At 63.2% G+C, this 25,066-nt stretch carries 30 protein-coding genes; 21 read left to right on the top strand and 9 right to left on the bottom strand.

Annotated features, from left to right (window positions below; all coding sequences use genetic code 11):
- Positions 1–141: 141 nt before the first annotated feature.
- Complete coding sequence (gene gstA / locus CP49_RS05800; RefSeq protein WP_057849341.1) at positions 142–756, bottom strand: glutathione transferase GstA; 615 nt, start codon at positions 754–756, stop codon at positions 142–144.
- 122 nt (positions 757–878) lie between these two features.
- Between gstA and CP49_RS05795 the strand changes: the two genes are divergently transcribed.
- From CP49_RS05795 to CP49_RS05785, 3 genes are all read left to right on the top strand, one after another.
- Positions 879–1,367, top strand: coding sequence for a MarR family winged helix-turn-helix transcriptional regulator (locus CP49_RS05795; protein ID WP_057849347.1), 489 nt, complete (start codon positions 879–881; stop codon positions 1,365–1,367).
- Positions 1,368–1,463: 96 nt separating this feature from the next.
- Complete coding sequence (locus CP49_RS05790; RefSeq protein ID WP_057849340.1) at positions 1,464–2,834, top strand: glutamate--cysteine ligase; 1,371 nt, start codon at positions 1,464–1,466, stop codon at positions 2,832–2,834.
- A 234-nt stretch (positions 2,835–3,068) separates the two neighbouring features.
- Positions 3,069–3,629 (top strand): PAN domain-containing protein, encoded by a 561-nt coding sequence (locus tag CP49_RS05785; protein WP_057849346.1) that lies wholly within the window; start codon positions 3,069–3,071, stop codon positions 3,627–3,629.
- Between the two features lie 141 nt (positions 3,630–3,770).
- On the opposite strand, the gene CP49_RS05780 is transcribed toward CP49_RS05785, so the two are convergent.
- The 4 genes from CP49_RS05780 to tldD all read right to left on the bottom strand — a co-directional run bounded on the left by CP49_RS05780 (position 3,771) and on the right by tldD (position 7,215).
- Positions 3,771–4,343, bottom strand: coding sequence for a nucleotidyltransferase family protein (locus tag CP49_RS05780; RefSeq protein WP_057849339.1), 573 nt, complete (start codon positions 4,341–4,343; stop codon positions 3,771–3,773).
- A gap of 199 nt (positions 4,344–4,542) precedes the next feature.
- A complete protein-coding gene (locus tag CP49_RS05775) occupies positions 4,543–4,884 on the bottom strand; it encodes an MmcQ/YjbR family DNA-binding protein (protein WP_057849338.1) in 342 nt (113 codons plus the stop codon).
- Positions 4,885–5,002: 118 nt separating this feature from the next.
- Positions 5,003–5,776, bottom strand: a complete 774-nt coding sequence (lepB, locus tag CP49_RS05770) for a signal peptidase I (protein ID WP_156438086.1) — start codon at positions 5,774–5,776, stop codon at positions 5,003–5,005.
- 14 nt (positions 5,777–5,790) lie between these two features.
- The gene (gene tldD, locus CP49_RS05765; protein ID WP_057849337.1) at positions 5,791–7,215 is read right to left on the bottom strand and encodes a metalloprotease TldD; all 1,425 of its coding nucleotides are present in this window, start codon (positions 7,213–7,215) and stop codon (positions 5,791–5,793) included.
- An 88-nt stretch (positions 7,216–7,303) separates the two neighbouring features.
- On the opposite strand from tldD, the gene CP49_RS05760 reads away from it, so the two are divergent.
- Positions 7,304–7,798: a GNAT family N-acetyltransferase gene (locus CP49_RS05760; RefSeq protein ID WP_057849336.1), complete on the top strand. Its 495-nt coding sequence runs from the start codon at positions 7,304–7,306 to the stop codon at positions 7,796–7,798.
- Positions 7,799–7,808: 10 nt separating this feature from the next.
- Here the strand turns inward: CP49_RS05760 and CP49_RS05755 are convergent, their stop codons facing one another.
- Positions 7,809–8,237 carry a winged helix-turn-helix transcriptional regulator gene (locus tag CP49_RS05755; protein ID WP_057849335.1) on the bottom strand — a complete coding sequence of 143 codons (429 nt, stop codon included), beginning with the start codon at positions 8,235–8,237 and terminating at the stop codon, positions 7,809–7,811.
- Positions 8,238–8,372: 135 nt separating this feature from the next.
- Between CP49_RS05755 and CP49_RS05750 the strand changes: the two genes are divergently transcribed.
- From CP49_RS05750 to CP49_RS05740, 3 genes are read left to right on the top strand one after another with little or no spacing between them, the layout of a single operon-like run.
- On the top strand, positions 8,373–8,795 hold the full coding sequence (locus CP49_RS05750; RefSeq protein WP_057849334.1) for a DoxX family protein: 423 nt from the start codon (positions 8,373–8,375) through the stop codon (positions 8,793–8,795).
- An 8-nt stretch (positions 8,796–8,803) separates the two neighbouring features.
- Entirely contained in the window at positions 8,804–9,307 is a 504-nt protein-coding gene (locus CP49_RS05745) for a DsrE family protein (RefSeq protein ID WP_057849344.1), read from the top strand.
- 34 nt (positions 9,308–9,341) lie between these two features.
- A complete protein-coding gene (locus CP49_RS05740) occupies positions 9,342–9,953 on the top strand; it encodes a TlpA family protein disulfide reductase (RefSeq protein WP_057849333.1) in 612 nt (203 codons plus the stop codon).
- 33 nt (positions 9,954–9,986) lie between these two features.
- Here the strand turns inward: CP49_RS05740 and CP49_RS05735 are convergent, their stop codons facing one another.
- A complete protein-coding gene (locus CP49_RS05735; protein ID WP_057849332.1) occupies positions 9,987–10,538 on the bottom strand; it encodes an invasion associated locus B family protein in 552 nt (183 codons plus the stop codon).
- Positions 10,539–11,046: 508 nt separating this feature from the next.
- Between CP49_RS05735 and coxB the strand changes: the two genes are divergently transcribed.
- The 9 genes from coxB (at position 11,047) to CP49_RS05690 (ending at position 18,384) form a co-directional block, all read left to right on the top strand.
- Positions 11,047–11,883: a cytochrome c oxidase subunit II gene (gene coxB, locus CP49_RS05730; protein WP_057849331.1), complete on the top strand. Its 837-nt coding sequence runs from the start codon at positions 11,047–11,049 to the stop codon at positions 11,881–11,883.
- A gap of 77 nt (positions 11,884–11,960) precedes the next feature.
- Positions 11,961–13,592 (top strand): cytochrome c oxidase subunit I, encoded by a 1,632-nt coding sequence (ctaD, locus tag CP49_RS05725; RefSeq protein WP_057849330.1) that lies wholly within the window; start codon positions 11,961–11,963, stop codon positions 13,590–13,592.
- 62 nt (positions 13,593–13,654) lie between these two features.
- Complete coding sequence (locus CP49_RS05720) at positions 13,655–14,593, top strand: heme o synthase (protein ID WP_057849329.1); 939 nt, start codon at positions 13,655–13,657, stop codon at positions 14,591–14,593.
- Between the two features lie 18 nt (positions 14,594–14,611).
- On the top strand, positions 14,612–14,776 hold the full coding sequence (locus CP49_RS05715) for a hypothetical protein (protein WP_057849328.1): 165 nt from the start codon (positions 14,612–14,614) through the stop codon (positions 14,774–14,776).
- A 54-nt stretch (positions 14,777–14,830) separates the two neighbouring features.
- Positions 14,831–15,457, top strand: a complete 627-nt coding sequence (locus CP49_RS05710; RefSeq protein ID WP_420807592.1) for a cytochrome c oxidase assembly protein — start codon at positions 14,831–14,833, stop codon at positions 15,455–15,457.
- A gap of 118 nt (positions 15,458–15,575) precedes the next feature.
- The gene (locus tag CP49_RS05705; RefSeq protein ID WP_057849326.1) at positions 15,576–16,466 is read left to right on the top strand and encodes a cytochrome c oxidase subunit 3; all 891 of its coding nucleotides are present in this window, start codon (positions 15,576–15,578) and stop codon (positions 16,464–16,466) included.
- A gap of 205 nt (positions 16,467–16,671) precedes the next feature.
- Complete coding sequence (locus CP49_RS05700; protein WP_057849325.1) at positions 16,672–17,061, top strand: DUF983 domain-containing protein; 390 nt, start codon at positions 16,672–16,674, stop codon at positions 17,059–17,061.
- Positions 17,058–17,825 (top strand): SURF1 family protein, encoded by a 768-nt coding sequence (locus CP49_RS05695; RefSeq protein ID WP_057849324.1) that lies wholly within the window; start codon positions 17,058–17,060, stop codon positions 17,823–17,825. The genes CP49_RS05700 and CP49_RS05695 overlap by 4 nt, the downstream gene beginning before the upstream one ends.
- Positions 17,826–17,988: 163 nt before the next feature.
- On the top strand, positions 17,989–18,384 hold the full coding sequence (locus CP49_RS05690; RefSeq protein ID WP_156438082.1) for a nuclear transport factor 2-like protein: 396 nt from the start codon (positions 17,989–17,991) through the stop codon (positions 18,382–18,384).
- A 164-nt stretch (positions 18,385–18,548) separates the two neighbouring features.
- Here the strand turns inward: CP49_RS05690 and CP49_RS05685 are convergent, their stop codons facing one another.
- A complete protein-coding gene (locus CP49_RS05685; protein WP_057849322.1) occupies positions 18,549–19,901 on the bottom strand; it encodes a histidine kinase in 1,353 nt (450 codons plus the stop codon).
- An 83-nt stretch (positions 19,902–19,984) separates the two neighbouring features.
- On the opposite strand from CP49_RS05685, the gene CP49_RS05680 reads away from it, so the two are divergent.
- Together CP49_RS05680 and CP49_RS05670 are read left to right on the top strand one after the other, a co-directional pair.
- Positions 19,985–20,629: a response regulator transcription factor gene (locus CP49_RS05680; RefSeq protein ID WP_057849343.1), complete on the top strand. Its 645-nt coding sequence runs from the start codon at positions 19,985–19,987 to the stop codon at positions 20,627–20,629.
- Positions 20,630–21,169: 540 nt separating this feature from the next.
- The gene (locus tag CP49_RS05670) at positions 21,170–21,382 is read left to right on the top strand and encodes a hypothetical protein (protein ID WP_057849320.1); all 213 of its coding nucleotides are present in this window, start codon (positions 21,170–21,172) and stop codon (positions 21,380–21,382) included.
- A 178-nt stretch (positions 21,383–21,560) separates the two neighbouring features.
- On the opposite strand, the gene CP49_RS05665 is transcribed toward CP49_RS05670, so the two are convergent.
- Positions 21,561–22,475, bottom strand: a complete 915-nt coding sequence (locus tag CP49_RS05665) for a LysR family transcriptional regulator (RefSeq protein ID WP_057849319.1) — start codon at positions 22,473–22,475, stop codon at positions 21,561–21,563.
- A 224-nt stretch (positions 22,476–22,699) separates the two neighbouring features.
- On the opposite strand from CP49_RS05665, the gene paoA reads away from it, so the two are divergent.
- The 3 genes from paoA to CP49_RS05650 form a co-directional block, all read left to right on the top strand.
- Entirely contained in the window at positions 22,700–23,356 is a 657-nt protein-coding gene (gene paoA / locus CP49_RS05660; RefSeq protein WP_057849342.1) for an aldehyde dehydrogenase iron-sulfur subunit PaoA, read from the top strand.
- Positions 23,353–24,303, top strand: coding sequence for an FAD binding domain-containing protein (locus CP49_RS05655; protein WP_057849318.1), 951 nt, complete (start codon positions 23,353–23,355; stop codon positions 24,301–24,303). The genes paoA and CP49_RS05655 overlap by 4 nt, the downstream gene beginning before the upstream one ends.
- Before the next feature lie 4 nt (positions 24,304–24,307).
- Positions 24,308–25,066, top strand: a 759-nt coding sequence (locus CP49_RS05650) for a molybdopterin cofactor-binding domain-containing protein (protein ID WP_156438080.1), incomplete at its 3' end; no start/stop codon positions are given.

Raw genomic sequence — 25,066 nt, 5'->3', positions numbered from 1 at the left:
AGCTCTTGTGCCACGGGGGCCGTCCACATATGGGTCCCTGCTTTCGCAGGGACGACCGCGTGGATGGAGGCGGATTCTCACGACAATAAAAAGGGCCGGATCATCGATCCGGCCCTTTTCGCATTCGCTATGCGCAAAAACTCACGCCGCCTTCAGCAGCCCTTCCTTGGTCAGCGCTTCCTGCACCTTCGGGCGCGCGGCGATGCGGGCCTTGTAGGCCAGGAGATTCGGCATGGCCGAAAGGTCGAACTTCATCCGGTCCGCCCAGGACAGCATCGTGAACAAATAACCGTCGGCGACGGTGAACTGGCTGCCCATCAGGTAGTCGCGCCCCGCTAGCTGGCTGTCGACATGTTTGAATTTGCCCATCACGCGGTCCTTGAAGAACGCCTTGGCGTCGTCGGCCAGCACCGGCGAGAACATCGGGCCGAAACTCTTGTGCAGTTCCGTGGTGATGAAGTTGAGCCACTCCAGCAGCTTGTAGCGGTCGGCGCTGTCGCGGGCGGGCGCGAGGTTCTTGCCAGCGGCCTTGTCGGCGATCATCTGGACGATGACCGGCCCCTCGGTGACCATCTCGCCCGAATCGAGCGCCAGCACCGGCACCTGGCCCTTCGGGTTGACCTTCAAAAAGTCGTCACCGTTCTCCAGCTTCTTGGTGCGCAGATCGACCTTGACCAGGTCATAGGGCAGACCGGCCTCGAGAAGCGCGATATGGGGGGATAGCGAGCAGGCGCCTGGCGTATAATACAATTTCATCGGCTTTTCCTTCCCTCGATATTATCGGGTGGGGTGACTAAATGCATTTGCATGGAATAGTCAAGATTGATGCACCTGCATTTAGTGCGGTACACTGATCTGTGACAGATACGGACTGGATGATGAAACGCAAACCATCGACCGAGGCGACCGCCGCCTGGATCCGCCTGATGCGGGTGCAGAGCCGGGTGCTCGATGCCGTCGAGCAGGATTTGAAGAAAGCCGGCTTTCCGCCGCTGGCCTGGTATGACGCGCTGCTGGAACTGTCGCGCGCGCCGTCCGGCGAGATGCGCCCGGTCGAGCTGGAAAAGCAGATGCTGATCCCGCAATATTCTACCTCGCGGCTGATCGACCGCCTGGTGGACGAGGGCCTGGCGGCGCGGCGCGAATGCAAGATCGACAAGCGCGGCCAGTTCGTGGAGATCACCGAGGCCGGGCGTGAACTGCAGAAGAAGATGTGGAGCGCTTATTCGGCAGCGATCGAAAAGCACGTCGGCTCGAAACTGTCCGATGCCGACGCCATAAAGCTCTGCGGTCTGCTCGACCGGCTGGGCTGCTCCTGCTCCGACGTCAAGGCGGCCACTGCCCGCGACGGCGTGCCGGCGCGATGACTGCCCTGATATGTTTCGTTGGTGCGGACGACACCGTCCGCATTCCCTTGGCCACACGGCGCGTTCGGTCGAATCGCCAGATATCCGGAATTTTTCATGGCGCGTGACCAGATCGATATGACGCCGCTGCAATCGCGTGACGAACTCGTCACGTGGCTCGAAGCCGGCATCAAGCCGCCGTCCGAGTTCCGCATCGGCACCGAGCACGAGAAGACCCCGTTCACGCTGGAGGGCCGTCAGCCGGTGCCCTACGAAGGCGCGCGCGGCATCGGCGCGCTACTCGAAGGCATGCAGCTTTTGCTCGGCTGGGAGCCGATCATGGAGCACGGCAACATCATTGGCCTCTATGACGTCACCGGCGGCGGCGCGATTTCGCTGGAGCCCGGCGGGCAGTTCGAATTATCGGGCGCGCCGGTCGAAAACGTGCATCAGACCCAGTCCGAGCTGATGGCGCATCTGGCGCAGGTCCGCGAGATCGCGACGCCGTTGGGCATCGGCTTTCTCGGACTCGGCATGACGCCGTCCTGGTCGCGGGAGCAGATTCCGGTGATGCCCAAGGGCCGCTACAAGATCATGACCAACTACATGCCGAGGGTCGGGAACTACGGCATCGACATGATGTACCGGACCTGTACGGTGCAGACCAATCTCGACTTCTCCTCGGAGGCCGACATGGTCAAGAAGCTGCGCGTGTCGATTGCGCTGCAGCCGGTGGCGACCGCCTTGTTTGCCAATTCGCCGTTCACGGAAGGCAAGCCCAACGGCTTCCTGTCGTTCCGCTCCGAGATCTGGCGCGACACCGACAATGCGCGCGCCGGCATGCTGCCGTGGGTGTTCGAGGACGGCATGGGATTCGAGCGCTGGGTCGACTACGCGCTCGACGTGCCCATGTATTTCGTCAAGCGCGGCGAGACCTATATCGACGTCGCCGGCTCGTCGTTCCGCGCCTTCTTCGAGGGCCGCAACAATTCGCTTCCCGGCGAGCGTCCGACGTTGTCGGACTGGGCCAACCATCTGTCGACAATTTTCCCGGAAGTCCGCCTCAAGCGTTATCTGGAAATGCGCGGCGCCGACGGCGTGCCGTGGGGCCGGCTGCCGGCGCTGCCGGCGTTCTGGGTCGGCCTGTTGTACGACGACGACAGCCTGAACGCGGCCTGGGATCTGGTCAGCCACTGGACCGCAGCGGAGCGTCAGGCGCTGCGCGACGACGTCCCGCGCTTCGGCTTCAAGGCCAGGATCAAGGATCGTTACTTGTTCGAAATCGCCAAGGAATGCCTGAAGCTGTCGCATGCGGGCTTGCGGCGGCGCAACCGTGCCGACCATTCCGGCCGCGACGAGAGCCGTCACCTCGAGCCGCTCGAACGGATCCTCGAATCGGGCCGCACGCCGGCGGAAGAAATGCTGGACAAATTCAATGGCGCCTGGGGCGGTTCCGTGGAACCCGTCTATCAGGAATACGCGTTTTAGTTGAACGGGTTGCTTCGTTTTTGGGCCGTTCATCCGCCGTACAGGTTGATGGCGCTCAAATGACGGCCGGCTGGAGCATGATCTCCGCGCAAACGCGTTTTCGCGTTTGTCGCGAGGGAAAACCGGGTGCGGTTTTCCGAAACGACCATGCTTAAACTCAAAGGGCTGGAGGGGGACGGCGATTCGAGGAAGCGTCATCCCGCGCTTAAAACGCGTATGCGAAAGCAACTGCAAATGAGGTCAGTTCGCCTGCTCGGGGCGTGTATGGTGACGCTCGCCTTTTTGGCGGCGGCCCTCGGCGCGCGCCCGGCGCTGGCGCAGGCCAAATTCGACCGCCCTGGCGGAGACTATCTCAGCGCCCCCGTGATCTCGGGCGATCCGGCGGAATGCGCGCTGGTGTGCGAGCGCGACCGGCGCTGCCGCGCCTGGAGCTTCAACTATCCGACCGACCTCGCCAACGGTGCGGTGTGCTGGCTCAAGAGCAACGTTCCGGCGCGGGTGCAGAGCGGCGATTGCTGCGTCTCCGGCGTGCGCGGCGCCGGCGTGGTCGAACGGCGCAACGACACCATCGAAACCTCGATCGACCGCTTCGGCGGCGACTACAAGAGTTTCGATCTCAAGAGTGGCGATGGCGGCGACGACGCCTGCAAGGCCGCCTGCGCCGCCGACAACAAGTGTCGCGCCTGGACCTATGCGCGGCCTGGCTATGCCGGCAAGGAGGCGCACTGCTTCCTGAAGAAAGACATCAAGCCGCCGCGACGGAAGGCGGGATTTACGTCGGGCGTGGTGCGGTAGCCGCGACATTCACCGCTGTCGTCCCTGCGAACGCAGGGACCCATACGCCGCGGCTTCTCGTTTGGCACTGGGGCGGTTGCCTTCGTAACCACAAACATCGGTGGTTATGGGTCCCTGCGTTCGCAGGGACGACGATGATTGTTACGATGTCGCAGCCGGCAACACCGTAATCTCCGGCCACAACGCTTTCCATCGCGCAGCCTTCGCTTCGTAATTCACGGCGGAAAAATTCGCGCCCGGATTGGGTCGTACGACCAGTGCGGCGACATCGCCATAGCCGTTCGGCGCGTACACCTCATAAGCCTCGCGCGTGCGGCGGATTCCGATCTGCGTATTCCTGGTCAGGAAGCGGTCGATACCTTCCGTCGAACAACGCAGCGCGGGGTAGGGCAGGCCGTGCTTGTCCGGGTACCATAGATGAACCCGCGCCTGGTTGCGCGCCTCGACCTGTATGCCGCGCCTTGCAAGACGCTCCGCCAGCATGCGGATGACGGCGTCCTCGGCTTCCCATGACGTATCGGGATCGAAATAGAACACGTCGTAATCGTTGATGCCGTAATCGACCGCGCGCTTGGTCAGCACGTTCCACACCGTCTGCACCAGGCACCCGGAGACCAGCCACGCATCCGGCAGCGCGAGCCGGAACAGTTCTTCGGTGATGATTTCGTTGGCGGGATTCTGTAAGGCGGCGGTGAGGAATTGGTCTTTATTCATTCGAGCGCCGCTGTAACTATTGAACCCTCATGGTGAGGAGGCGCGAACGCGCCGTCTCGAACCATGTGGCCCCGCTGGTGCCATTCATCCTTCGAGACGCCGCGGAGCCTGTCATCGGGCGCGCGTTCGCGCGACCCGTTGGCGGCTCCTCAGGATGAGGTCTGACAGATGCGCATGGTGGGCATAGCGCGAAACCACCCTACGCTTCGAGATCGAACTCATTCACCGCCTTCTTCGATGCCAGCGTGCGCCAGTGCCGCCGCAGGAACGGCTCGACGGTCGCGCGCTTGGCTTTCGACAGGCGGATCAGCACCATCGGATAATCGCGGTAGTGATCGGTGAAGTAAAACACCTGCGGCTGGCTTTCCACCAGCATCTGGCGCTCGTTCTGCGGCACGCCGGGCATCACCAGGCTGTCGCCGTCTTCCTTCAGCCGCGCCAGCATCTTCTTGCGTACCTTCAGGGCCGGCGTGCCGTAGGAGGTGCCGTCCTCAACCTCAGGCCAGGCGAGCGCGAATTTTCTGACGTCATCGAAGGTCACGTGTTTGCTCCCTCACCCTGAGGAGCGCGCACTCGATAGCGTCTCGAAGGGCCACGGACGTTCCGGGCCTCATGGTTCGAGACGCGCGAAGACGCGCTCCTCACCATGAGGGTCGACATCAATGCACGGAGGTGAAAAACCGTGCCAGCCGGAAGCCCGACAGCCAGGTCCATACCGGCTGGCTGCGCATGCCCAAATCCCAGGAGCCGACCACGGCATCAGCCCGGCCGATCAGATTGTCGATCGGCAATAGGCCCACGCCGCCGTCGCGCACCGCGACGCGGCTGTCGGCGGAATTGTCCCTGTTGTCGCCGAGCACGAACAGTTGGCCTGGCGGCACCGTCACTTCGGGCGTGTTGTCGAGCCGGCCGTTGTCGCGCATCTTGAAGATCGCATGGCTGACGCCGTTCGGCAGCGTCTCGATGAATCGATAGGCCCGTTCGGTGTTGCCGCGATCGTCTTCCGCTTCGCCCATCCCGTCCGGCTTCAACGCAGCCGCATGATCGTTGACGAAGAGCTGGCCCTGCCGCATCTGGATGCGGTCGCCCGGCAATCCGACCACGCGCTTGACCCAGGCCTGCGAGCGGTCGCCCGGCCAGCGGAACACGACGACGTCGCCGCGCTTGGGCGTATCGCCGAACAGGCGGCCGGTTTCCGGCAGCGTGATCTGGATCGGCAGCGACGCCGCGCCGTAGCCATAGGGAAATTTCGAGGCCACCAGCGCGTCGCCGATCAGAAGCGTCGGCTCCATAGAACCGGACGGAACGTAAAACGGCTCGGCAATCGCGCCCTTGGCGACGAGAACGACGGCGACAATGGCCACGAGCTGGACGGCTTGGCCGCGCCAGCTCACCGGTTTGGCCGCGGGCGGTTGTTTCTCTTCGCTCACCAGCTTTTCGTCGCTCACTAGCCCGTTCCTCCGACCGTGATCTTTTCCATCCGCAGCGTCGGCTGGCCGACGCCAACCGGCACGCCCTGGCCGTTCTTGCCGCAGGTGCCGATGCCGGTATCGAGCGCCAGATCGTTGCCGACCATGGTGATGCGATGCAGGTCGGTCGGCCCGTTACCGATCAGCATGGCGCCCTTGAGCGGCGCGCCGAGCTTGCCGTTTTCGATCTTGTAGGCCTCGGTGCACTGGAACACATATTTGCCGGAGGTGATGTCGACCTGGCCGCCGCCGAAATTCGCCGCGTAGATGCCGTTCTTTACCGACGCCAGAATCTCCGCGGGGTCGCGGCTGCCCGCCAGCATGTAGGTGTTGGTCATGCGCGGCATCGGCACATGGGCGTAGCTCTGGCGGCGGCCGTTGCCGGTCGGCTTCATGTTCATCAGCCGCGCGTTCTGCCGGTCCTGCATGTAGCCGACGAGAATGCCGTCCTCGATCAACACCGTGCGGTTGGTCGGCGTGCCTTCGTCGTCAATTGAGAGAGAACCACGCCGCGAGGCCATGGTGCCGTCGTCGACGACGGTGACGCCCTTGGCTGCGACCTGCTTGCCCATCAATCCCGCGAAGGCCGAGGTCTGCTTGCGGTTGAAGTCGCCTTCGAGGCCATGACCGACGGCTTCATGCAGCATCACGCCGGGCCAGCCGGCGCCCAGCACCACGTCCATTTCGCCGGCAGGCGCGGGGACCGATTCCAGATTGACCAGCGCCTCGCGGATCGCGCCGTCGGCTGCCTCGCGCCACGCCTTGGTCTCGATGAACCGCGCATAACCCTCGCGGCCGCCATATCCCTTGCTGCCGCTTTCCTGGCGGTCGCCTTGGCCCGCGACCACCGAAATATTGACCCGCACCAGCGGGCGGATGTCACGGTAGCTCTCGCCGTCGGGCCGCAAAATTTCCACCACCTGCCAGGTGGCGCCCAGGCTGATCGAGGCCTGCCGCACCCGCGGATCCTTGTCGCGCACATAGGCGTCGATCTCGGCCAGCAGTTTCACCTTGGCCTCGAACCCCGGCGCATCCAGCGGATTCTCGTCACCATAGAGCCGCACATTGGTATGTGGCGGGGCTGCGGCAAAGTTGCCGGTGTAGCCGCCGCGTACGGCGGCGACCGCATCCGCCGCGCGGATCAGCGCCGGCAGCGAAACGTCGGAGGAATGCGCGTAACCAACTGCGTCATCCTTCACCGCGCGCAGGCCAAAGCCCTGTGAGGTGTCGTAGGTCGCCTGCTTCAGCCGGCCATTGTCAAAACCGAGCGCTTCGGTCTGGCCATATTCCAGGAACAGTTCGCCGTCGTCGGCCCCCGCCAGCCCCCGCGCGATCTCGCGTCGGACGGCATCGCGGTCGAGGTTGGCGCGATCAAGCAGGGAGGTTGTGGCAGGATTGGTCATCAAATCAGTCCGTTGTCGGAGGGGCACATTCAAGATAGTGGTTTCCGGGTCATTCCGCGAGGGGCGGGATCAACACGTTGCCGAGACGATGAGTGTTGTCGAAATTGTTCCGATAACGGAAGCCCATATCGAAAGCTTTCATCGAGCTCTCGATTTCGTCGCAAGGGAGCGCCGTTATCTCGCGTTTCTGGAAGCCCCGCCGATCGAGGTGGTGCGGGCATTCATTCTTAACAACATCAAGCAAAATTATCCGCAACTGGTCGCATTGTCGGACGGCGAAGTCGTTGGCTGGTGCGACGCGTTGCCCAACCCAAGACCGATCAATGCTCATGTCGGCGTTCTCGGCATGGCTCTCCTGCCGGAATTCCGGCGGCGGGGATTGGGAGGGCGTTTGATCGCGCAGACGCTTGCCGCCGCACGGGCCTTCGGGCTGCATCGGATCGAACTGACGGTCCGGAAAAACAATGTAGTCGCGATCAAACTCTACAAGAAAGTCGGCTTTACGGTCGAAGGCCTGCAGCGCCACGCGGTATTGGTTGATGGCGCTTATGAAGACGTCGTCATGATGGCCATGCTGCTTTGAGCCCCTGGAGTCACGGAGCCGAGCGCGAGGGGCGGTCGGGCGGACTGATGCGGCCTTTGGCGTCGTCGTCCACGGCGGGCGGATCGGGATCCAGCCTGCCATGCGCATCGGCCCAGCGAGACAGCTCTTCGAATACAGGTCTCAGGGCCTTTGCCGCGGGCGTCATCTCATATTCGACGCGCGGCGGCACTTCGGCAAACACGGTGCGCTTCACCAGGCCCTCGTTTTCGAGATCGCGCAATTGTGTGGTCAGCATGTGCTGGGTCACGTCGGGGATGGCGCGCCGCAATTGGCCGAACCGCTGCTTGCCATCGACAAGCTGCCAGAGGATTTCGCCCTTCCACTTGCCCGAGAGCAGACGAAGCGCCCGGTGCAACTGCTGTCTGACCCGCTCGGAGGGGCATTCTTGCGCTTCATTCGCATTAGTCTGCTTTTTCATACTACCTCAGAAAAATCATCCTACTTGTCAATTTCATCTTAGTCCCGAATTTTGGTTTTGACACCCCCTTGGGGTTTCCTTGCCGACGGACGGCGCTGCTGTCCGCCGCTGTTTTCACCAATCCGGGAGTTCTCGATGTCGACGATTGTTGCGCCTGCCAGACCGTACTGGACGTCTGCTGCTCTGTGGTTCGTCAGGGGATTACTTGCGCTTGTCTTTGTGGCGGCGGGCGGTGCGAAGCTCTATGGCGTCCCCATGCTGGTGGAGAATTTCCAGCACATTGGGCTCGGGCAATGGTTTCGCTATGTCACCGGCGGGCTGGAAATCATAGGCGCGATCCTGCTGCTGTTGCCGCACAAAACTGTGCTCGGTGCGCTGCTGCTGATCTGCATCATGGTCGGCGCGGTGATCACCCATTTGTTCATCATCGGCGGTTCGGCGGTGCCGGCCATTGTGCTGCTGGCGCTGAACGCTGTGGTCGCCTATGCCGGGCGTGGCCAGATCGCATCGCTGGTCAAGGCTTCGCCTGCCAAGACCTTGCCTGGCAAGACTTCGTGAAGCTGCCGATGCGCCCCTCTCGCCGTGAATTGATGACTGCCGTGGGGTTGATCCTGGCCTTCGCGGTGCCGCTGACCGTGACCCTGTTGCTGACGGGATCGGAGCCGGCGGCCTCAAAGCCGCAGACGAAGCCGGCTACGGTTCGGATGCATCGGCTGGTGCTGCCGATCAACACCGATGACCCCACCACGATGAGGGCGCTGATCTCGACCTCGCTCAACCTTCCGAAATACTATCAGGAGCGGAACGAAGCGTTCACGATCGAGGTCGTCGCCTACAACGCCGGCGTTCACATGCTCCGCGCCGATACCTCACCGGTGAAGGACATGCTGCGCGTACTCAGGACGGTCAATGCGAACATCCGTTTCGTGGTGTGCGAGGCGACCAGGCTCGGCATGGAGCGCCAGGAGGGGCGTCCGATCACGCTGATCGACGATGTAGAACTCGTGCCGAGCGGACCTGGACGCATCATCGAATTGCAGGAAGCCGGTTGGTCCTACATCCGATCGTAACAAATGATTCAGGCCCGAATAGCGGAGCACCGACATGACGTCGCATCGCCGCCCGAACCGCCGCACGTTCTTGGTGGGAATAGCGGGCACCGCCACATCGCTTGCAATGTCATCGCCGGGTCGCGCAGGGACCGGCGGACCGCCGCCATTCGCAACCGCCAGGCATCAGTTCACGGAGGTTCGCGGCGCGCGCCCGGTCCCAGCGGTGCCGATCCCTCGCCTCGGCGGAGGTGCACTCGATCTGCCGTCGTTCCGCGGCAAGGTGGTGCTCGTCAATTTCTGGGCGACCTGGTGCCCGGCCTGCCGCACCGAATTGCCGATACTGGATCGGCTCGCGGGAAGCGGCCGCGCCGACCTCGCGGTCGTTGCCGTCACGACCGACCGCGATCGATCTCTCGTCGCACCCTTCGTCAAGAAACTGAAGCTTCGCCATCTCGCGATCGGTTTCGATCCCGGCGGACTGGTGGCGCGTGCCGGCGCACGCGACGGCATCGACACCCCGTTCGCGCTTTACGGCATGCCGATTTCCTTCCTGCTCGGCGTCACCGGGCAAGTCCAAGGCTACATCACCGGTGAGGCGGATTGGCTGTCCACCGAGGCCGGCCGATTGTTCGATTACTACGCCAGCGCCGGCGCAGGTGGCTAAGGCGAGGCCGGCTTTGAGGCCAGCTCCGGTGACTCACGGCAGCTTGTCATACCCCTCACCAATCCCGTTCAGGCTGAGCGGAAACCCGATACCCTCTTCCGGGGTCTCGAAGATGATAAACGTCGCCGTCTTGGCCGTCCGAAGCTGCCCGAGCAGCTTCTCGTCCATCACCACCTCGGCCACGCAGCCATTGGGCAGGCAGCGGACAAAACCGGCGCGGCCGACGTCCTGATTGTCGAGCTTCAGGCCAAGGCCGGAGGGCAGCAGCACGCCCAAGGGCGCCACTACCCGCATCAGCTTGCTCTTCTGGTCGGCGGTTTTCAGCACGATCACGGTGAGGCCGGCGTTGGAGCGGTCCTCGGCCACCACGCTCTGGATCAGGGCGCATTGCTCGGCTTGCGCGCCCGGCGGGGTGTCGCAGCGGATCTGCCAGTCGCCATGGACCGACCGCACCGCTCCTTGCGCGCCCGCTGCCTGGGTCAGGCCAAGCAGGAATGCCGCGGCGAGCAGGCCGCCGAGCCAGCGGGCCGGTTCCAAGCCAAGTCCCCTCTGCTGTCTTCCTGCCTGATGTTTCGAACGCCCCATCCGGGTCGATCCTCTCACGATTTCCGGCCACGCCGGCAGCACACATTGTAACTGGACTTGCCCGGACTGATACGCAATGACGGCGCCTTGAAGGCAACCGAGAGCCAATCCACGCCGTCGTCCGAGCCACGCGCGAATCAGGTCGCTCGGGCGCGCGCGTGAATGTGCCTACATCCGGCAACCGGGCTGTCAAGCGGCGCAGCCTCGCAAAACGGCGGGTTTTGCCTGATTTGTCAGGAAAATCCGACCTCCGGCGAATAGCAGGTGACGCATGGCTTTGCGCCCCACTACTGCATTGCGAGAGCCTGAGAATTATGGTTTGAGAAGCTGGATTTCGACGCGTTCTAACGATCTGGCCCAGGGTACTGTAGCAATGCTGTTGCAGGTACTTTTGTAGGTGTACTTCCAAAAGTACCTCCGGTAGGCCGTTTGTGAGGGCGGATCGTGCGGCATTCCCGGCCATTCGGCGGGCGTGCTTTGGGGACTTATTCAAAGGAGCGCGAGCGGCATGAAGATGTCGAGTGGCCAGATGGGCCGGCGGTTGCTGGGGTTGGCGGTGGCGGGCATGGCGCTCGCGGCCGGCGGGGCGGCTTTGGGGGCGCAGCCCAAGCCGTGGGAAATGACGCTGCAGGAAGCCGCCACGCCGGTGATGGAAAACATCATCAGCTTTCATAATTTGCTGCTGGTGATCATCACGCTGATCACCCTGTTCGTGCTGGCGCTTCTGGTCATCGTGGTGGTGAAGTTCAACGCCAAGGCCAATCCGGTCCCCTCCAGGACCACCCACCACACGCTGATCGAGGTGGCCTGGACGCTAATTCCGGTGCTGATCCTCGTCGCCATCGCGGTGCCGTCGTTCCGCCTGCTGTTCCAGCAGCTCGACATTCCCAAGGCCGACCTGACCGTCAAGGTCACCGGCAAGCAGTGGTACTGGAGCTACGCCTATCCGGATAACGGCAAGTTCGAATTCGATTCGCTGATGGCGCAGGACAAGCAGCCGCGCCTGCTCGGCGTCGACAACGAGATGGTGGTGCCGGTCAACAAGATGGTCCGCGTCCAGACCACCGGCGCGGACGTGATTCACGCGTTCGCGGTGCCGGCGTTCGGCATCAAGATCGACTCGGTCCCCGGCCGTCTCAACGAGACCTGGTTCAAGGCGACCAAGGTCGGCATGTATTACGGCCAGTGCTCCGAACTGTGCGGCAAGGACCACGCCTTCATGCCGATCGCGGTGCGGGTGGTGGACGACCAGGAATTCGCGGCCTGGGTTGAGGCGGCGAAGAAGAAATATGCGACCAACCCGGCGAACACGTTCGCTTCGGCTGGTGGTCAGGCCGCGCAGTAAGGCGCGGCCAAGCTAAGGGACAAGGGCGACGGGACCTGAAAAAGGTCCGAAAAGGGACTGCAAGGCAGGATTTCAAAATGGCAACGACCGCTGCGACACACCACGATCACGCCCAGGGACACGGACATGATGACCATGCGCATGCCAATCCGACCGGATGGCGGCGCTGGGTCTATTCGACGAACCATAAGGACATCGGCACGATGTACCTTATCTTCGCGATCTTCGCGGGCATCATCGGGGCGGCGATGTCGATCGCGATCCGCATCGAGCTGATGTATCCCGGCGTCCAGTTCTTTCACGAATCCCACACCTACAATGTGTTCGTGACCTCGCACGGCCTGATCATGATCTTCTTCATGGTGATGCCGGCGATGATCGGCGGCTTCGGCAACTGGTTCGTGCCGCTGATGATCGGCGCGCCCGACATGGCGTTCCCGCGCATGAACAACATCTCGTTCTGGCTGCTGCCGGCCTCCTTCGCGCTGCTTTTGATGTCGACCTTCGTCGAGGGTGAGCCGGGCGCCAACGGCGTCGGTGCGGGCTGGACCATCTACGCGCCGCTGTCGACTTCGGGCCATCCGGGGCCGGCGGTCGATTTCGCGATCCTCTCGTTGCATCTGGCCGGCGCTTCCTCGATTCTGGGCGCCATCAATTTCATCACCACGATCTTCAATATGCGCGCGCCGGGCATGACCCTGCACAAGATGCCGCTGTTCGTCTGGTCGATCCTGGTGACGGTGTTCCTGCTCCTGCTGTCGCTGCCGGTGCTCGCCGGCGCCATCACCATGCTGCTCACCGACCGTAATTTCGGCACCACGTTCTTCTCCGCCGACGGCGGCGGCGATCCGGTGCTGTTCCAGCATCTGTTCTGGTTCTTCGGCCACCCCGAAGTGTACATCCTGATTCTGCCCGGCTTCGGCATGATCAGCCAGATCGTCTCGACCTTCTCGCGCAAGCCCGTGTTCGGCTATCTCGGCATGGCCTACGCCATGGTCGCGATCGGCGGCATCGGCTTCGTGGTGTGGGCGCACCACATGTACACGGTCGGCATGTCGTCGGCGACGCAGGCCTATTTCGTCGCCGCCACCATGGTGATCGCGGTGCCGACCGGCGTGAAGATCTTCTCCTGGATCGCCACGATGTGGGGCGGCTCGATCGAGTTCCGCACGCCGATGCTGTGGGCGATCGGCTTCATCTTCCTGTTCACGGTCGGCGGCGTCACCGGCGTCGTGCTGGCGAACGCCGGCGTCGATCGCGTGCTGCAGGATACCTACTACGTCGTCGCGCACTTCCACTACGTGCTGTCGCTGGGCGCGGTGTTCGCGATCTTCGCGGGCTGGTACTACTGGTTCCCGAAGATGTCCGGCTACATGTATTCGGAAACCATCGGCAAGCTGCACTTCTGGTTCACCTTCATCGGCGTCAACCTGGTGTTCTTCCCGCAGCACTTCCTCGGCCTGTCGGGCATGCCGCGCCGTTATGTCGACTATCCGGATGCGTTCGCCGGCTGGAACCTGGTGTCCTCGATCGGCTCGTACGTTTCGGGCTTCGGCGTGCTGATCTTCATCTACGGCGTGGTCGACGCCTTCATGCGCAAGCAGGCGGCCGAAAACAATCCGTGGGGCGCAGGCGCCACCACGCTGGAATGGACGCTGACGTCGCCGCCGCCCTTCCACCAGTTCGAAGTGCTGCCGCGCGTGCAGTAAGGAAAACCGCGGCGCGCTTTTGAAGAAAGCGCGTCGCACTCTCTAGGGAAAACGAGTCCATCGTGTCGGTTGTCGATCACCACGCCATCGAGCTTGGCCCCCGGATTTCCGAGGCCGAGGTCGGCGACTACATCGCGCTGCTGAAGCCGCGGGTGATGTCGCTGGTGATCTTCACCGCGCTGGTCGGCTTCTTCATTGCGCCGGTCCATGTCCATCCGGTCATTGCCTTCACCTCTATCCTCTGCATTGCAGTCGGCGCCGGCGCCTCGGGCGCGCTGAACATGGCCCTGGAAGGCGACATCGACGCCAAGATGACGCGCACCGCCAACCGGCCGATCCCGCGTGGACGCATCACCCCGCCGGAGGCTATGGCGTTCGGCCTGACGCTGGCGTTTTTCTCGGTGATCACGCTCGGGGTCCTGGTCAACTGGCTGGCCGGCGGACTTCTGGCGTTCACGATCTTCTTCTACGTGGTGATCTACACCATGTGGCTGAAGCGCTGGACCGCGCAGAACATCGTGATCGGCGGCGCCGCCGGCGCCCTGCCGCCCGTCGTGGCGTGGGCCGCGGCCACCGGCTCGCTGTCGATGGAGCCGGTGCTGCTGTTCCTCATCATCTTCTTCTGGACCCCGCCGCATTTCTGGGCGCTCGCGCTATTCCGCAGCGACGACTATGCCCGCGCCGGCGTACCGATGCTTCCCGTTGTCGCCGGGCCCGATGCGACGCGGCTGCAGATCCTGCTTTACACGATCGTGCTGGTCGCGATTGCGGCTGCGCCATGGCCGCTCGGCTATTTCGACGCGGTCTACGGCCTCACCTCGCTGGTGCTCGGCGCCGGCATGATGTGGCTTGCCATCGAGGTCTACCGCCACCGCGGGGGCAAGCAGGCGCTGCGTGCGACGCGCCGGCTGTTTGCTTTCTCGATCCTTTATCTGTTCGCGCTGTTTGCGACGCTCCTGCTCGAGGTCGTGGCCCGCGCTGTCATACCTTTGATCGGGTAGGGGGCGCATGGGCCACGAATGGACGACAATCGCAAACCAGATGGAATCGTCCTCACCGAGGCGCAGAAGAGAAGCCGCCGTCACCGCTCGATCGCCATTGCGCTCGCGCTCGGCGTCCTCGTCGTGCTGTTCTTCGCGGTCACCATGGTCAAGGGGCCGGGCGTTCTCGTCCGGCCCATGTGACCTTGAAATGTAACTTGATCATTGAATGTAGCTGAGATGGAAAACAATCCGCAAATGCGCGAGGGAGAGACGGGGGGCGGCAAGACCGCTTCGCGCCGTACCCTGACGCGCGATGCGGTCGTCGCCTCGATCTGCGGCTTTGTCGTGGTGTTCATGGTCGGCGCTTCCTATGCGGCCGTGCCGTTCTACAATTGGTTCTGCCGCGCCACCGGTTTCAACGGGACCACCCAGGTTGCGACCTCGGCACCGTCAGACGCGCCGCTGGCCCGCAAGATCGCGGTGCGGTTCGACGCCAATGTCGGCCCCGGCCTGCCCTGGAAATTCGAGCCCGAGCAGAACGAGATCGAGGTCCGGATCGGCGAAGTCGTCACCGTGTTCTATACCGTGATCAACCAGGCCGCGCGCGCTACCACGGGCGTTGCGGCCTACAACGTCGCGCCGCTGACGGTCGGCGCCTATTTCCAGAAGATCAACTGCTTCTGCTTCACCGAACAGACCATGGGCCCGGGCGAGAAGCGCGAGATGCCTGTGGTGTTCTATGTCGATCCGCAGCTTGCCAAGGACAGCGAGAACGACGCCCTGAAAGCGATCACGCTATCCTACACTTTCTATCCCGTGCGCGATCCGGCGCCGAAGCCGCTCGCGGCCGGCGAAGGCGACAAGCGCAAGGGAAATCTGTAACGCGAAACTTGTGACGAGAAACCTGTGACCGCCGGATACCGATCTAACGGGATTTCGGGGTCGAAATTTGAGACGAATATGTGCCGAAGGGAACGGCACATCTAACGGAGAGACCGCAATGGCTACGGCGCACGCGAAGCACCATGACTACCACCTTGTCGATCCGAGTCCGTGGCCGGTGGTCGGCTCGATCTCGGCCTTCATCATGGCAGTGGGCGCGATCGCCTGGATGCACAAGATGTTCGCCGGCGCACCGGTCGTTTTCGGCATCGGCACCATCGGCGTGCTCTACACCATGGCGAGCTGGTGGGGCGACGTGATCCGCGAAGCCCAGTACAAGGGCGACCACACCCGCGTCGTGCAGATCAGCCACCGCTACGGCATGATCCTGTTCATCGCCTCCGAGGTGATGTTCTTCGTCGCCTGGTTCTGGGCCTTCTTCAATTCCGCGCTGTTCCCCGCCGACGCGGTCCACGCCACGCGCGACGCGGTGTTCGGCTGCGGCCCCGGAACGGCCGCCGGCGCCTGCCCCGTGCCGGGCACGTGGCCGCCGAAGGGCATCGAGACCTTCGACCCCTGGCATCTGCCGCTGCTCAACACGCTGATTCTGCTGACCTCGGGCACGACAGTCACCTGGGCGCATCACGCGCTGCTCGAGAACGACCGTCAGGGCCTGAAGTACGGCCTGATCCTCACCGTGCTGCTCGGGGCCGCCTTCACCGGCGTGCAGGCCTACGAATACGCCCACGCTACCTTCGGCTTCTCCGGCAACATCTACGGCGCGACCTTCTTCATGGCGACCGGCTTCCACGGCTTCCACGTGCTGGTCGGCACCGTGTTCCTGCTGGTCTGCTTGATCCGCGCCTATGCCGGTCACTTCACCCCCAAGCAGCACCTCGGCTTCGAATTCGCCGCCTGGTACTGGCACTTCGTCGACGTGGTGTGGCTGTTCCTGTTCATCTGCATCTATGTCTGGTTCCGCGGCGCGGGGCCCGTGGCCGGGCACTGATTGCAGGCTTGACGTGCTACAAGGGGCGGTCGGAAGGACCGCCCCTTTTTCGTTCTTCCTTCTCCCCTTGTGGGAGAAGGTGCCTTCGCGCAGCGAAGGCGGATGAGGGGTCTCTATCCGCGGAGACAGACCCCTCATCCGTCTCGAATGAGCTGCGCTCATTCGATCCACCCTCTCCCACAAGGGGAGAGGGGAAGGACACAGTATGACGCCTGATCAATCACCTACCATTACCCAGAGCGCGATACGCGGCATCGCCTGCCGCTGTCCGCGTTGCGGCCAAGGCAAGCTCTATGCGGGTTTCCTCAACCTGCGTCCGAATTGTAAAGCTTGCGGGCTCGACTACGCCTTCATCGATGCCGGCGACGGGCCTGCGATCTTCATCATCATGCTGGCGGGCGCGGTCGTCGTCACCGCCGCCCTGATCGTCGAAATCAAGTATCAGCCGCCGTTCTGGCTGCATGCGGCGCTCTGGCTGCCGCTGATCCTCGCGACCACGCTTCTGCCGCTGCGCTCGATGAAGTCGCTTTTGATAGCGCTGCAGTTTCATCACAAGGCGGCGCCAGGCCGGCTGATCGACCGCGAGCCGAAATGACCGGCCTGCTGTCGCGGCGGCCGGCGGTCACCGGCTTTGCTATATTCACGCTGGTCATGGTGGCGGTCTTCGCTAGCCTTGGCATCTGGCAAATGCAGCGCCGGGTCGAGAAGCACGCGCTGATCGCCAGGCTGAACGAACGGCTTGCGGCTGCGCCCGGCGCGCTGCCGCAGCAATCGCAATGGGACGCGCTGACACCGGCCAAAGACGAATTCCGCCGTGTCAGCTTTACCGCGACCTACGCGCCGCTGCCGGACGCGATGGTCTATAGCGCGGGCTCCGCGGTTCGCGATGACATCTCCGGCCCCGGCACCTGGGCCTTCCTGCCGTCGCGTCTCGCCGACGGCAACACCATCGTGGTCAACACCGGCTTCGTGCAGAACACGATGCAGGACCGTAACCAGCAGGATCGCGCCGCGAGACCGCTCATCACCGGTGACCCGGTGCAACTCACCGGCTACATCCGTTTTCCCGAAAGCGCTGCTGCGCTGACGCCGCCGGAGAGCGCGGCAAAACGGCTCTGGTTCACCCGCGATCATCTTGCGATGGCGCGCGCGCTCGGCTGGGGTGAACGCGGCAAGGCCGTCGCGCCGTTCTATGTCGATCTGGAAACGCCGGTGCCCGAGAGCGGCATTCCAAAGCCCGGGCCGCTTTCCGTGCGTCTCAAGGACGATCACCTGCAATACGCCGTCACTTGGTTCACGCTGGCGTTTGCGGTCGTCATCGCGTTCGGTGTGTGGTGGCGCGGGCAGCGCCGCATCTAAGTGCCGTCCCCCGTATTCACCCGGACTAGCTTGTTGGAACCTTTGTTCCGCACAATCGTTTGAGTTCCACGGTGCGTTCCAGACAATAGGCCGTTCAGTGTCCATTCACGATGATCGCCATACTCCCTCACCAGCGTCAGCGCTCAGGACAAGGTATAGCGACGTGGATGGGATCGCGGGCTTGGCAGAAGATTTCGATCAGATAGCGTTGGTGGTCGACTGGCTGGACGCGTGCCGGAATCGCGACCTGGCGGCGTTGCTCGACCTCCATGCCGACAATGCGACGCTCGAATGCCGCTGCGGCGGGGTCAAGGTCAGCGAAGGCCGCGGCGAACTCGAATCCTACTGGCGGCCGCGCCTCGATGCGCTCGCGCCCACCGCATTCGGGCTGGAGGAAATCACGCCGACCGCCGAGGGCGTCGTGCTCGATTATCTGAGCCACGAAGGCAAACCGGTCCGCATCGTGTTCACCTTTTCACGCGACGCCAAGATCCAGCGGACCACCTGCGCCCCTTCGGGGCAAGCGTTGCGCCAGGAAGTTGCCGGCGTTGCTGACTAGCTCTACTGCGTCACAGTCGTTTAAACCAAACCCTCATCCTGAGGAGCCCGCGGAGCGGGCGTCTCGAAGGATGTAGGCCACAGACGGGCCTCATGGTTCGAGACGCGCTTCGCGCTCCTCACCATGAGGGGCTCATGACGCAGTAGGACTAGGCCGGCTGACCGTTAGTTCTGTTTTGCGCCTCGCGCGTCTGCGGCGGAATCTCTCGCGGGCAGCCGGCAACGAACGCAAGTGCGCGCTGACTCGCGCAGCAGTTCAAGCGTCCCGCTCAGCGCCCGAACGCGCTCCAGCATTCCCGTCAATCCCCGGCCGAACACCCGATCCGTCGGAAAGCCGACGCCGTCGTCGGATACTTCCACGATCACTTCGCGGTCGTTGATTGCTGCCGCAACGTGCATCGAGTTCGCTTTGGCGTGGCGAAGCACGTTTGTCACCGCCTCCTGGATCACGCGATAGACCGTCTGCGACAGCAAGCCATCGACCTCGTTCAGCTTCGCGTCGATCTGCGACGTCACCTTCAGATCAGGCGCCTGCGCCTTCACGTTCTGCAGCAGCGTCTGGATGCTCTTCTCCAGGCCGAGCTCCTGGATGTAGAGCGGCCGCAGCCGGTCGAGGATGCGGCGGTTCGCCTGCTGCAATGTTTCGACCGATTGCAGAATGCCTTCGGCGGCGTTCTTCAGCTCCGCTTCGCCGGACGGGATGGATTCCAGCAGCGCCACTGTGTTGGCGCGGATCCCGAACAGTAGCGGCCCGAGCTCGTCATGAAGCTCGCGCGCCATGTCCTGCCGCTCATCGTCCTGCAGCGACACCATCCGGCGCAGCAGGCTGCGGTTGTCCTGGCTGAGGCGATTGAGGGTGCGGGCAAGTTCGTTGGCTTCCTGCGAGCTCTTGCGGATCTCGGGCGGGCCGGCAGGGAGAATCTGTTGCTCGTAGTCGCCCGTTCGCATCCGGGTCAGGCCGTCGCCCAGCGTTTGCAGCGGCCGCAACGCGGAGCGCGCGGCGAAATGGGCAATGATCGCCGTCAACAGCATCAGGGTGACTCCGGAGCAGATGATGGCCAGAAATCCGACCCACTTCTCGTAGATGTCGGCGGACATGTCGGGCGCAAATACAATGTCGCCGACCTGCTTTCCCTCGATCATCACGGGGAAGGCGGCTTTGAATTCGGGGACGGAGATGAGGCTGACGAACCAGTCAGGCACCGTTCCCAAGGGGGTTTGCACCTCGGGAGGATGGACATCGAGGTTGGTCCCGAGGCGGCGAAACCGGATTGCCTCGGAGTCCCCCAGCGATTGCACGAATGCATCGAGCGTCGCTTGTGGATTGGCAGAGGTCCGAAGCGCTCCGTTGAGCGCAGCCGCGACCGCCTTTGCCGAGCGAGCGGCCGGCTCGGTTTCCTCCATAAGTTGCGCCGTGGCAAAGATCTGGAGCGAAACGCCGCCGGCCAGCAGAGCGGCCACGAACATCAGGCCGAGCGGCAGCAATAACCGCGTTCGAAGAGAAAGCCTTTCCCACATTTGGGCTTATTATAACTCCCGCAACCCAAGATTTCTCTTTTCAAATGTCGCCAACCGCTTATTTATTCCCAAGGGGATGGATGATGCAAAATACTGCCAAACCGGCAACGAAGGTCCTGATCGTCGACGACCACCCGGTGGTCCTGTCGGGCTGCCGGTCGCTGTTTGCGTCGGACAATACCGTGAAGATCGATGAGGCCACCGACGCCAAGTCCGGCCACCGCGCCTACGTGGCAAAGCGGCCCGACGTCACGGTCATCGATATCAAGCTTCCCGATGTTTCCGGCTTCGAACTGATGCGGCGCATCCGCAAGGATGATCCGAACGCCAGGATCATCATGTTCAGCATGAATGACGATCCGGCGTTCGTGGTTCGCGCCATCGAGATGGGCGCGCAGGGCTATGTCTCGAAGGGCGACGATCCAAGGATGCTGGTGAAGGCCGTCCGCAAGGTGGCCGCGGGAGACAATTTCATTTCACCGCAACTGGCGGAAGCGGTGACCTTCTCGGGCGCTTCTATCAAGGCCAATCCGGCGTCGCAAATGACGGCGCGCGAACTGGAGATTCTACGGCTATTGGGCCGCGGCGACAAGATCGTCGAAGTCGCCGACGCACTGGAGATTTCCTACAAGACGGTGGCCAACACCACCTCGCTGCTCAAGCAGAAGCTCGGCGCCAAGAACCATTCGGATCTGATCCGGATTGCGGTCGAGATGGGTTTGGGCTGAACTCTGGCTGAATCGATCACTCCTTAAATTCCCGAACCGGCCGCACCTCGACGGCGCGACCGTTCGCATCGCTGCCATTCGCGTGTCGTCCGGGCAATGGGAATGACGAATGCGAATGCAGCGAAAGCCTTACCAGCGGCGATGGTGCCGCCATTTGTGGTGACCGCGGCCTCTGTACCATCCGTAATGGTGACCGCGTCCGCGGTGCCAACGTCCATGACCGCGCCCGCGCCCACGCTTGACCTCAATCACTCCGCCATCCGGCGCGGTCATCGGGGCAATACCCAGCCTGGCGGAAGCGGATACGGTCATGGCCAGCGAAGCAAGCAGCGTAGCAGCAATCAGAACGAAACGTCGCATGTGGTTCTCTCCCCATCGCGTGATCGCGATGAGGCACAAGTTCCCGAGGAATCGGTTGTTCCCCGGGGGTAAAACTAAACCCCCAGTGTGATATTCGAGCAATACTAGGCTTGCGTTCTTAGGGCAGAAATTGGGAAAAAGCGGCAATCTGCTTCGTGGCCGATTTGCTGGAGGAATCGAATGGCTGACCCGGATATCGTGGAGACTGCCTGCACCCGGGCGTGGAGTGTCTACCTCTTGATCAACAGGGGGCTCGACGAGAACGACGCACGGCGTGCGCTGTTGAAGCGCTTCATTCAGAAACGCTGGGAGGCCGGTAACAGCGAGGCCGAGCTGCTGGCGGTCGAGGGCCTCAAATACCTCAAGAGTTTGGAGGGATCCACGATGGATTAGGGCGGCGCTGGCCGGGATCGGGACTACAGACCGGGAAAAAATGGAACAATCAATTTCCTCAGGAGTTGCCGGTTGGACCGAGGCTGAAACAGGCATGAAAATCATGAAGGTCTGCACAATTCAGTGACGGACCCTTCCAGGAGAGAGGGCTGCAGCACTGCTGCGGCCCTTTTATTTTTTACTCGTCCAGCGCGGTTGTGCAGCCCCGGTAACGCAGCGCGTCGACCAGCACGGCAAAGGCGGGGGCAACCTGGCGGCGGCTCGGATAATAGAGATGATAGCCTGAAAAGGGCGGACACCAGTCGGTGAGCACGCGGACCAGCCGCCCATCGGCAAGGTGCGGCTGCACCTGGTCTTCCGGCAGATAGGCGAGGCCGAGCCCCGCCAGCACCGCATTCATCCGCAGCGCCATGTTGTTGAACACCAACTGACCTTCGACGCGGACCCTCAAGGCGCGTCCGCGCTTCTCGAATTCCCAGGCGTAGATTCCGCCATAGGTCGGCAGGCGGATATTGATGCAGCGATGGGCCGTCAGGTCCTGCGGCTTGGCGGGCTTCGGATGAACGGCGAAATAGGACGGCGTGCCGACGACCACCATGCGGAAGTCAGGTCCGATGCGCACCGCGATCATGTCCTTTGCCACCTGCTCGCCGAGGCGAACGCCGGCGTCGTAACGCTCCGCGACGATGTCGGTGAAGCCATAGTCGATGTTCACCTCCACCTTGATATCAGGATATCGCGGCAGCAGTTTCGACAGCGCGGGCCAGAGGATCGTCGTGGCCGAGTGTTCGGCCGCGGTGATGCGGATGGTGCCGGCCGGCTTGTCGCGCAGTTCGGTCAGCGCGGAAAGCTCGGCATCGATCTCCGCAAGCTTCGGCGCCACCGTTCGCAGCAGGCGCTCGCCGGCCTCCGTCGGTGCAACGCTGCGGGTGGTGCGCGTCAATAGCCGCAGGCCCAGCCGCTCCTCCAGTGCGCGGATCGTATGGCTGAGCGCGGATTGTGAAACATCGAGCTGCGCCGCCGCCCGGGTGAAGCTCCTTTCACGCGCGACCACCAGGAACGCGAGGAGATCGTTGATGTTCTGGCGCGCCATTCATGAATCCAATTCATAAGTACAAGCTGATTATAGCATCTAATCGAAGCGCCGGGCAGCTATTAGCCTCTGCAGGCCGGTCATCACGGTCTCCGGCCTCGCTCTTTCAAACGTGAACGCCAGGCAGGAACAGCCGAAACGTGGCGCAGTTACGGATGCTTGATGCGGGCCGCGACATGGTTGCGCCGAAACTCATCCGAACGACAGCAGAATGGGAACACGACATGCAAGGTCCGAGCGACTTCGAACTATCGCGCCGGAAACTGTTGCTGGGAACCGCCGCGTCGGTGGCTTTTGGTGCGGCGCCCGGGATCGCCGATGCGCAAACACCGGCGGGTCCTGCGCAGGCTGCCACCGCCCCAGCCATCTCGATGTCCAAGGTCTCTTTCAATGTGAATGGCAGGGTGCGCGAACTTGCGCTCGACACGCGGACGACGCTGCTCGATGCGCTGCGCGAGCACCTGCATCTCACCGGCTCCAAAAAGGGATGCGATCACGGCCAGTGCGGCGCCTGCACGGTCATCGTTGGTGGGCGGCGGATCAATTCGTGCCTGACCCTGGCGGTCATGCATGAGGGCGACGAGATCAGGACGATCGAGGGGCTGGGCACGCCGGAAAACCTGCACCCGATGCAGGCCGCGTTCGTGAAGCATGACGGCTATCAATGCGGCTATTGCACGCCCGGGCAGATCTGCTCGGCGGTTGCCGTGCTCGACGAGGTCGAGGCCGGCATTCCGAGCCACGTCAGCGCCGACCTGAACGCGCCGCCGCAACTGACCAATGCCGAACTCCGCGAGCGCATGAGCGGCAATATCTGCCGTTGCGGCGCCTATTCCAACATCGCCGAGGCGATATCAGAAGTCGCCGGGAGGCCAGCATGAAATCATTCACGTATGAACGCGCCCGCAGTCCCGCCGAGGCGGCGGCGACCGCCGCGCGGACCGAGGGCGCGCGATTCATTGCAGGCGGCACCAACCTGCTCGACCTGATGAAGCTCGAGATCGAGACCCCTGCGCATCTGATCGACGTCAACGGCCTTTCGCTCGACAAGATCGAATCGACGCCCGAGGGCGGACTGCGCATCGGCGCGCTGGTGCGCAATACTGATCTCGCCGCTGATCCGCGCGTGCGGCGCGACTATGGCGTGCTGTCGCGTGCGCTGGTGGCCGGCGCCTCGGGTCAGTTGCGCAACAAAGCGACGACCGCAGGAAATTTGCTGCAGCGGACCCGCTGTCCTTATTTCTACGACACCAACCAGCCCTGCAACAAACGCCGGCCCGGCAGCGGCTGCGCGGCGGTCGGCGGATTCAGCCGCCAGCACGCCGTGGTGGGCGCAAGCGAAGCCTGCATTGCCACCCATCCGAGCGACATGGCGGTGGCGATGCGCGTGCTCGACGCAACAGTGGAAACCGTGCGACCCGACGGTCCCGCGCGAACGATCCCGATTGCCGATTTTCACCATCTGCCGGGCAACACGCCCGATGTCGAGACGGCACTTTCGCCAGGCGAATTGATCACGGCGGTGACACTGCCAAAACCCGTCGGAGGCACGCACATCTATCGCAAGGTGCGTGACCGTGCCTCTTATGCCTTCGCGCTGGTCTCGGTCGCTGCCATCGTGCAGCGCGACGGCACCGGCCGCGTGGCACTCGGCGGTGTCGCCCATAAGCCGTGGCGTATCGAGTCCGCCGAGACGCAGTTGCCGCGCGGCGCCAAGGCGGTCACCGCGCAACTGCTGTCCGGCGCCAAGCCGACGCGCGAGAACGCATTCAAACTGCCGCTGGTCGAGCGCACGCTCGGCGCAGCGCTGGCCGAAGCGAAGGGCTGACATCATGAAGTTCGAAACTGCCGCTACGACCAATCCAATCGACCAGCTCAAGGTCATCGGCAAATCCGTCAGCCGGATCGACGGTCCGCTCAAGACCACCGGCACCGCGCCCTATGCTTATGAGCGGCACGACGTGGTGGCGGACCAGGCCTATGGCTATGTCGTCGGCTCTGCGATCGCCAAAGGACGGATCAAAAGTATCGACCTCAGCGCCGTCAAGGCCGCGCCCGGCGTGCTCGCCGTCGTCACGGCCGAGAATGCCGGCAAGCTCGACAAGGGCAGACTCAACACCGCAAAACTGCTCGGCGGCCCCGAGATCCAGCATTATCACCAGGCCATCGCCGTCGTCGTCGCCCAAACGTTTGAACAGGCGCGGGCCGCGGCAGAGCTCATCCGCGTCGACTACGCCCCTGAGCAGGGCGCGTTCGATCTTGCCTCGTTGATGGACAAGGCGAAGCCGAATCCCATCACCGGCGGTCCCGGGGATACCGCGGTCGGCGACTTCGCCGCAGCGTTTGCCGCCGCGCCGGTCCGGCTCGATGCGCGCTACTCAACGCCTGATGAAGCGCACGCCATGATGGAGCCGCACGCGACGATCGCGGCATGGGAGGGCGACAAGCTCACGCTGTGGACCTCCAACCAGATGATCGCCTGGAATAAGGCCGAGATGGCCAAGATCCTGGGCATCCCGGCAGAAAACGTCCGCCTCGATTCGCCGTTCATCGGCGGCGGCTTCGGCGGCAAGCTGTTCCCGCGCGCCGAT

The organism is Bradyrhizobium valentinum, from assembly GCF_001440405.1.
Classification (GTDB): Bacteria; Pseudomonadota; Alphaproteobacteria; order Rhizobiales; family Xanthobacteraceae; genus Bradyrhizobium; species Bradyrhizobium valentinum.
This window is presented reverse-complemented; position numbering and strand designations above follow the sequence as displayed.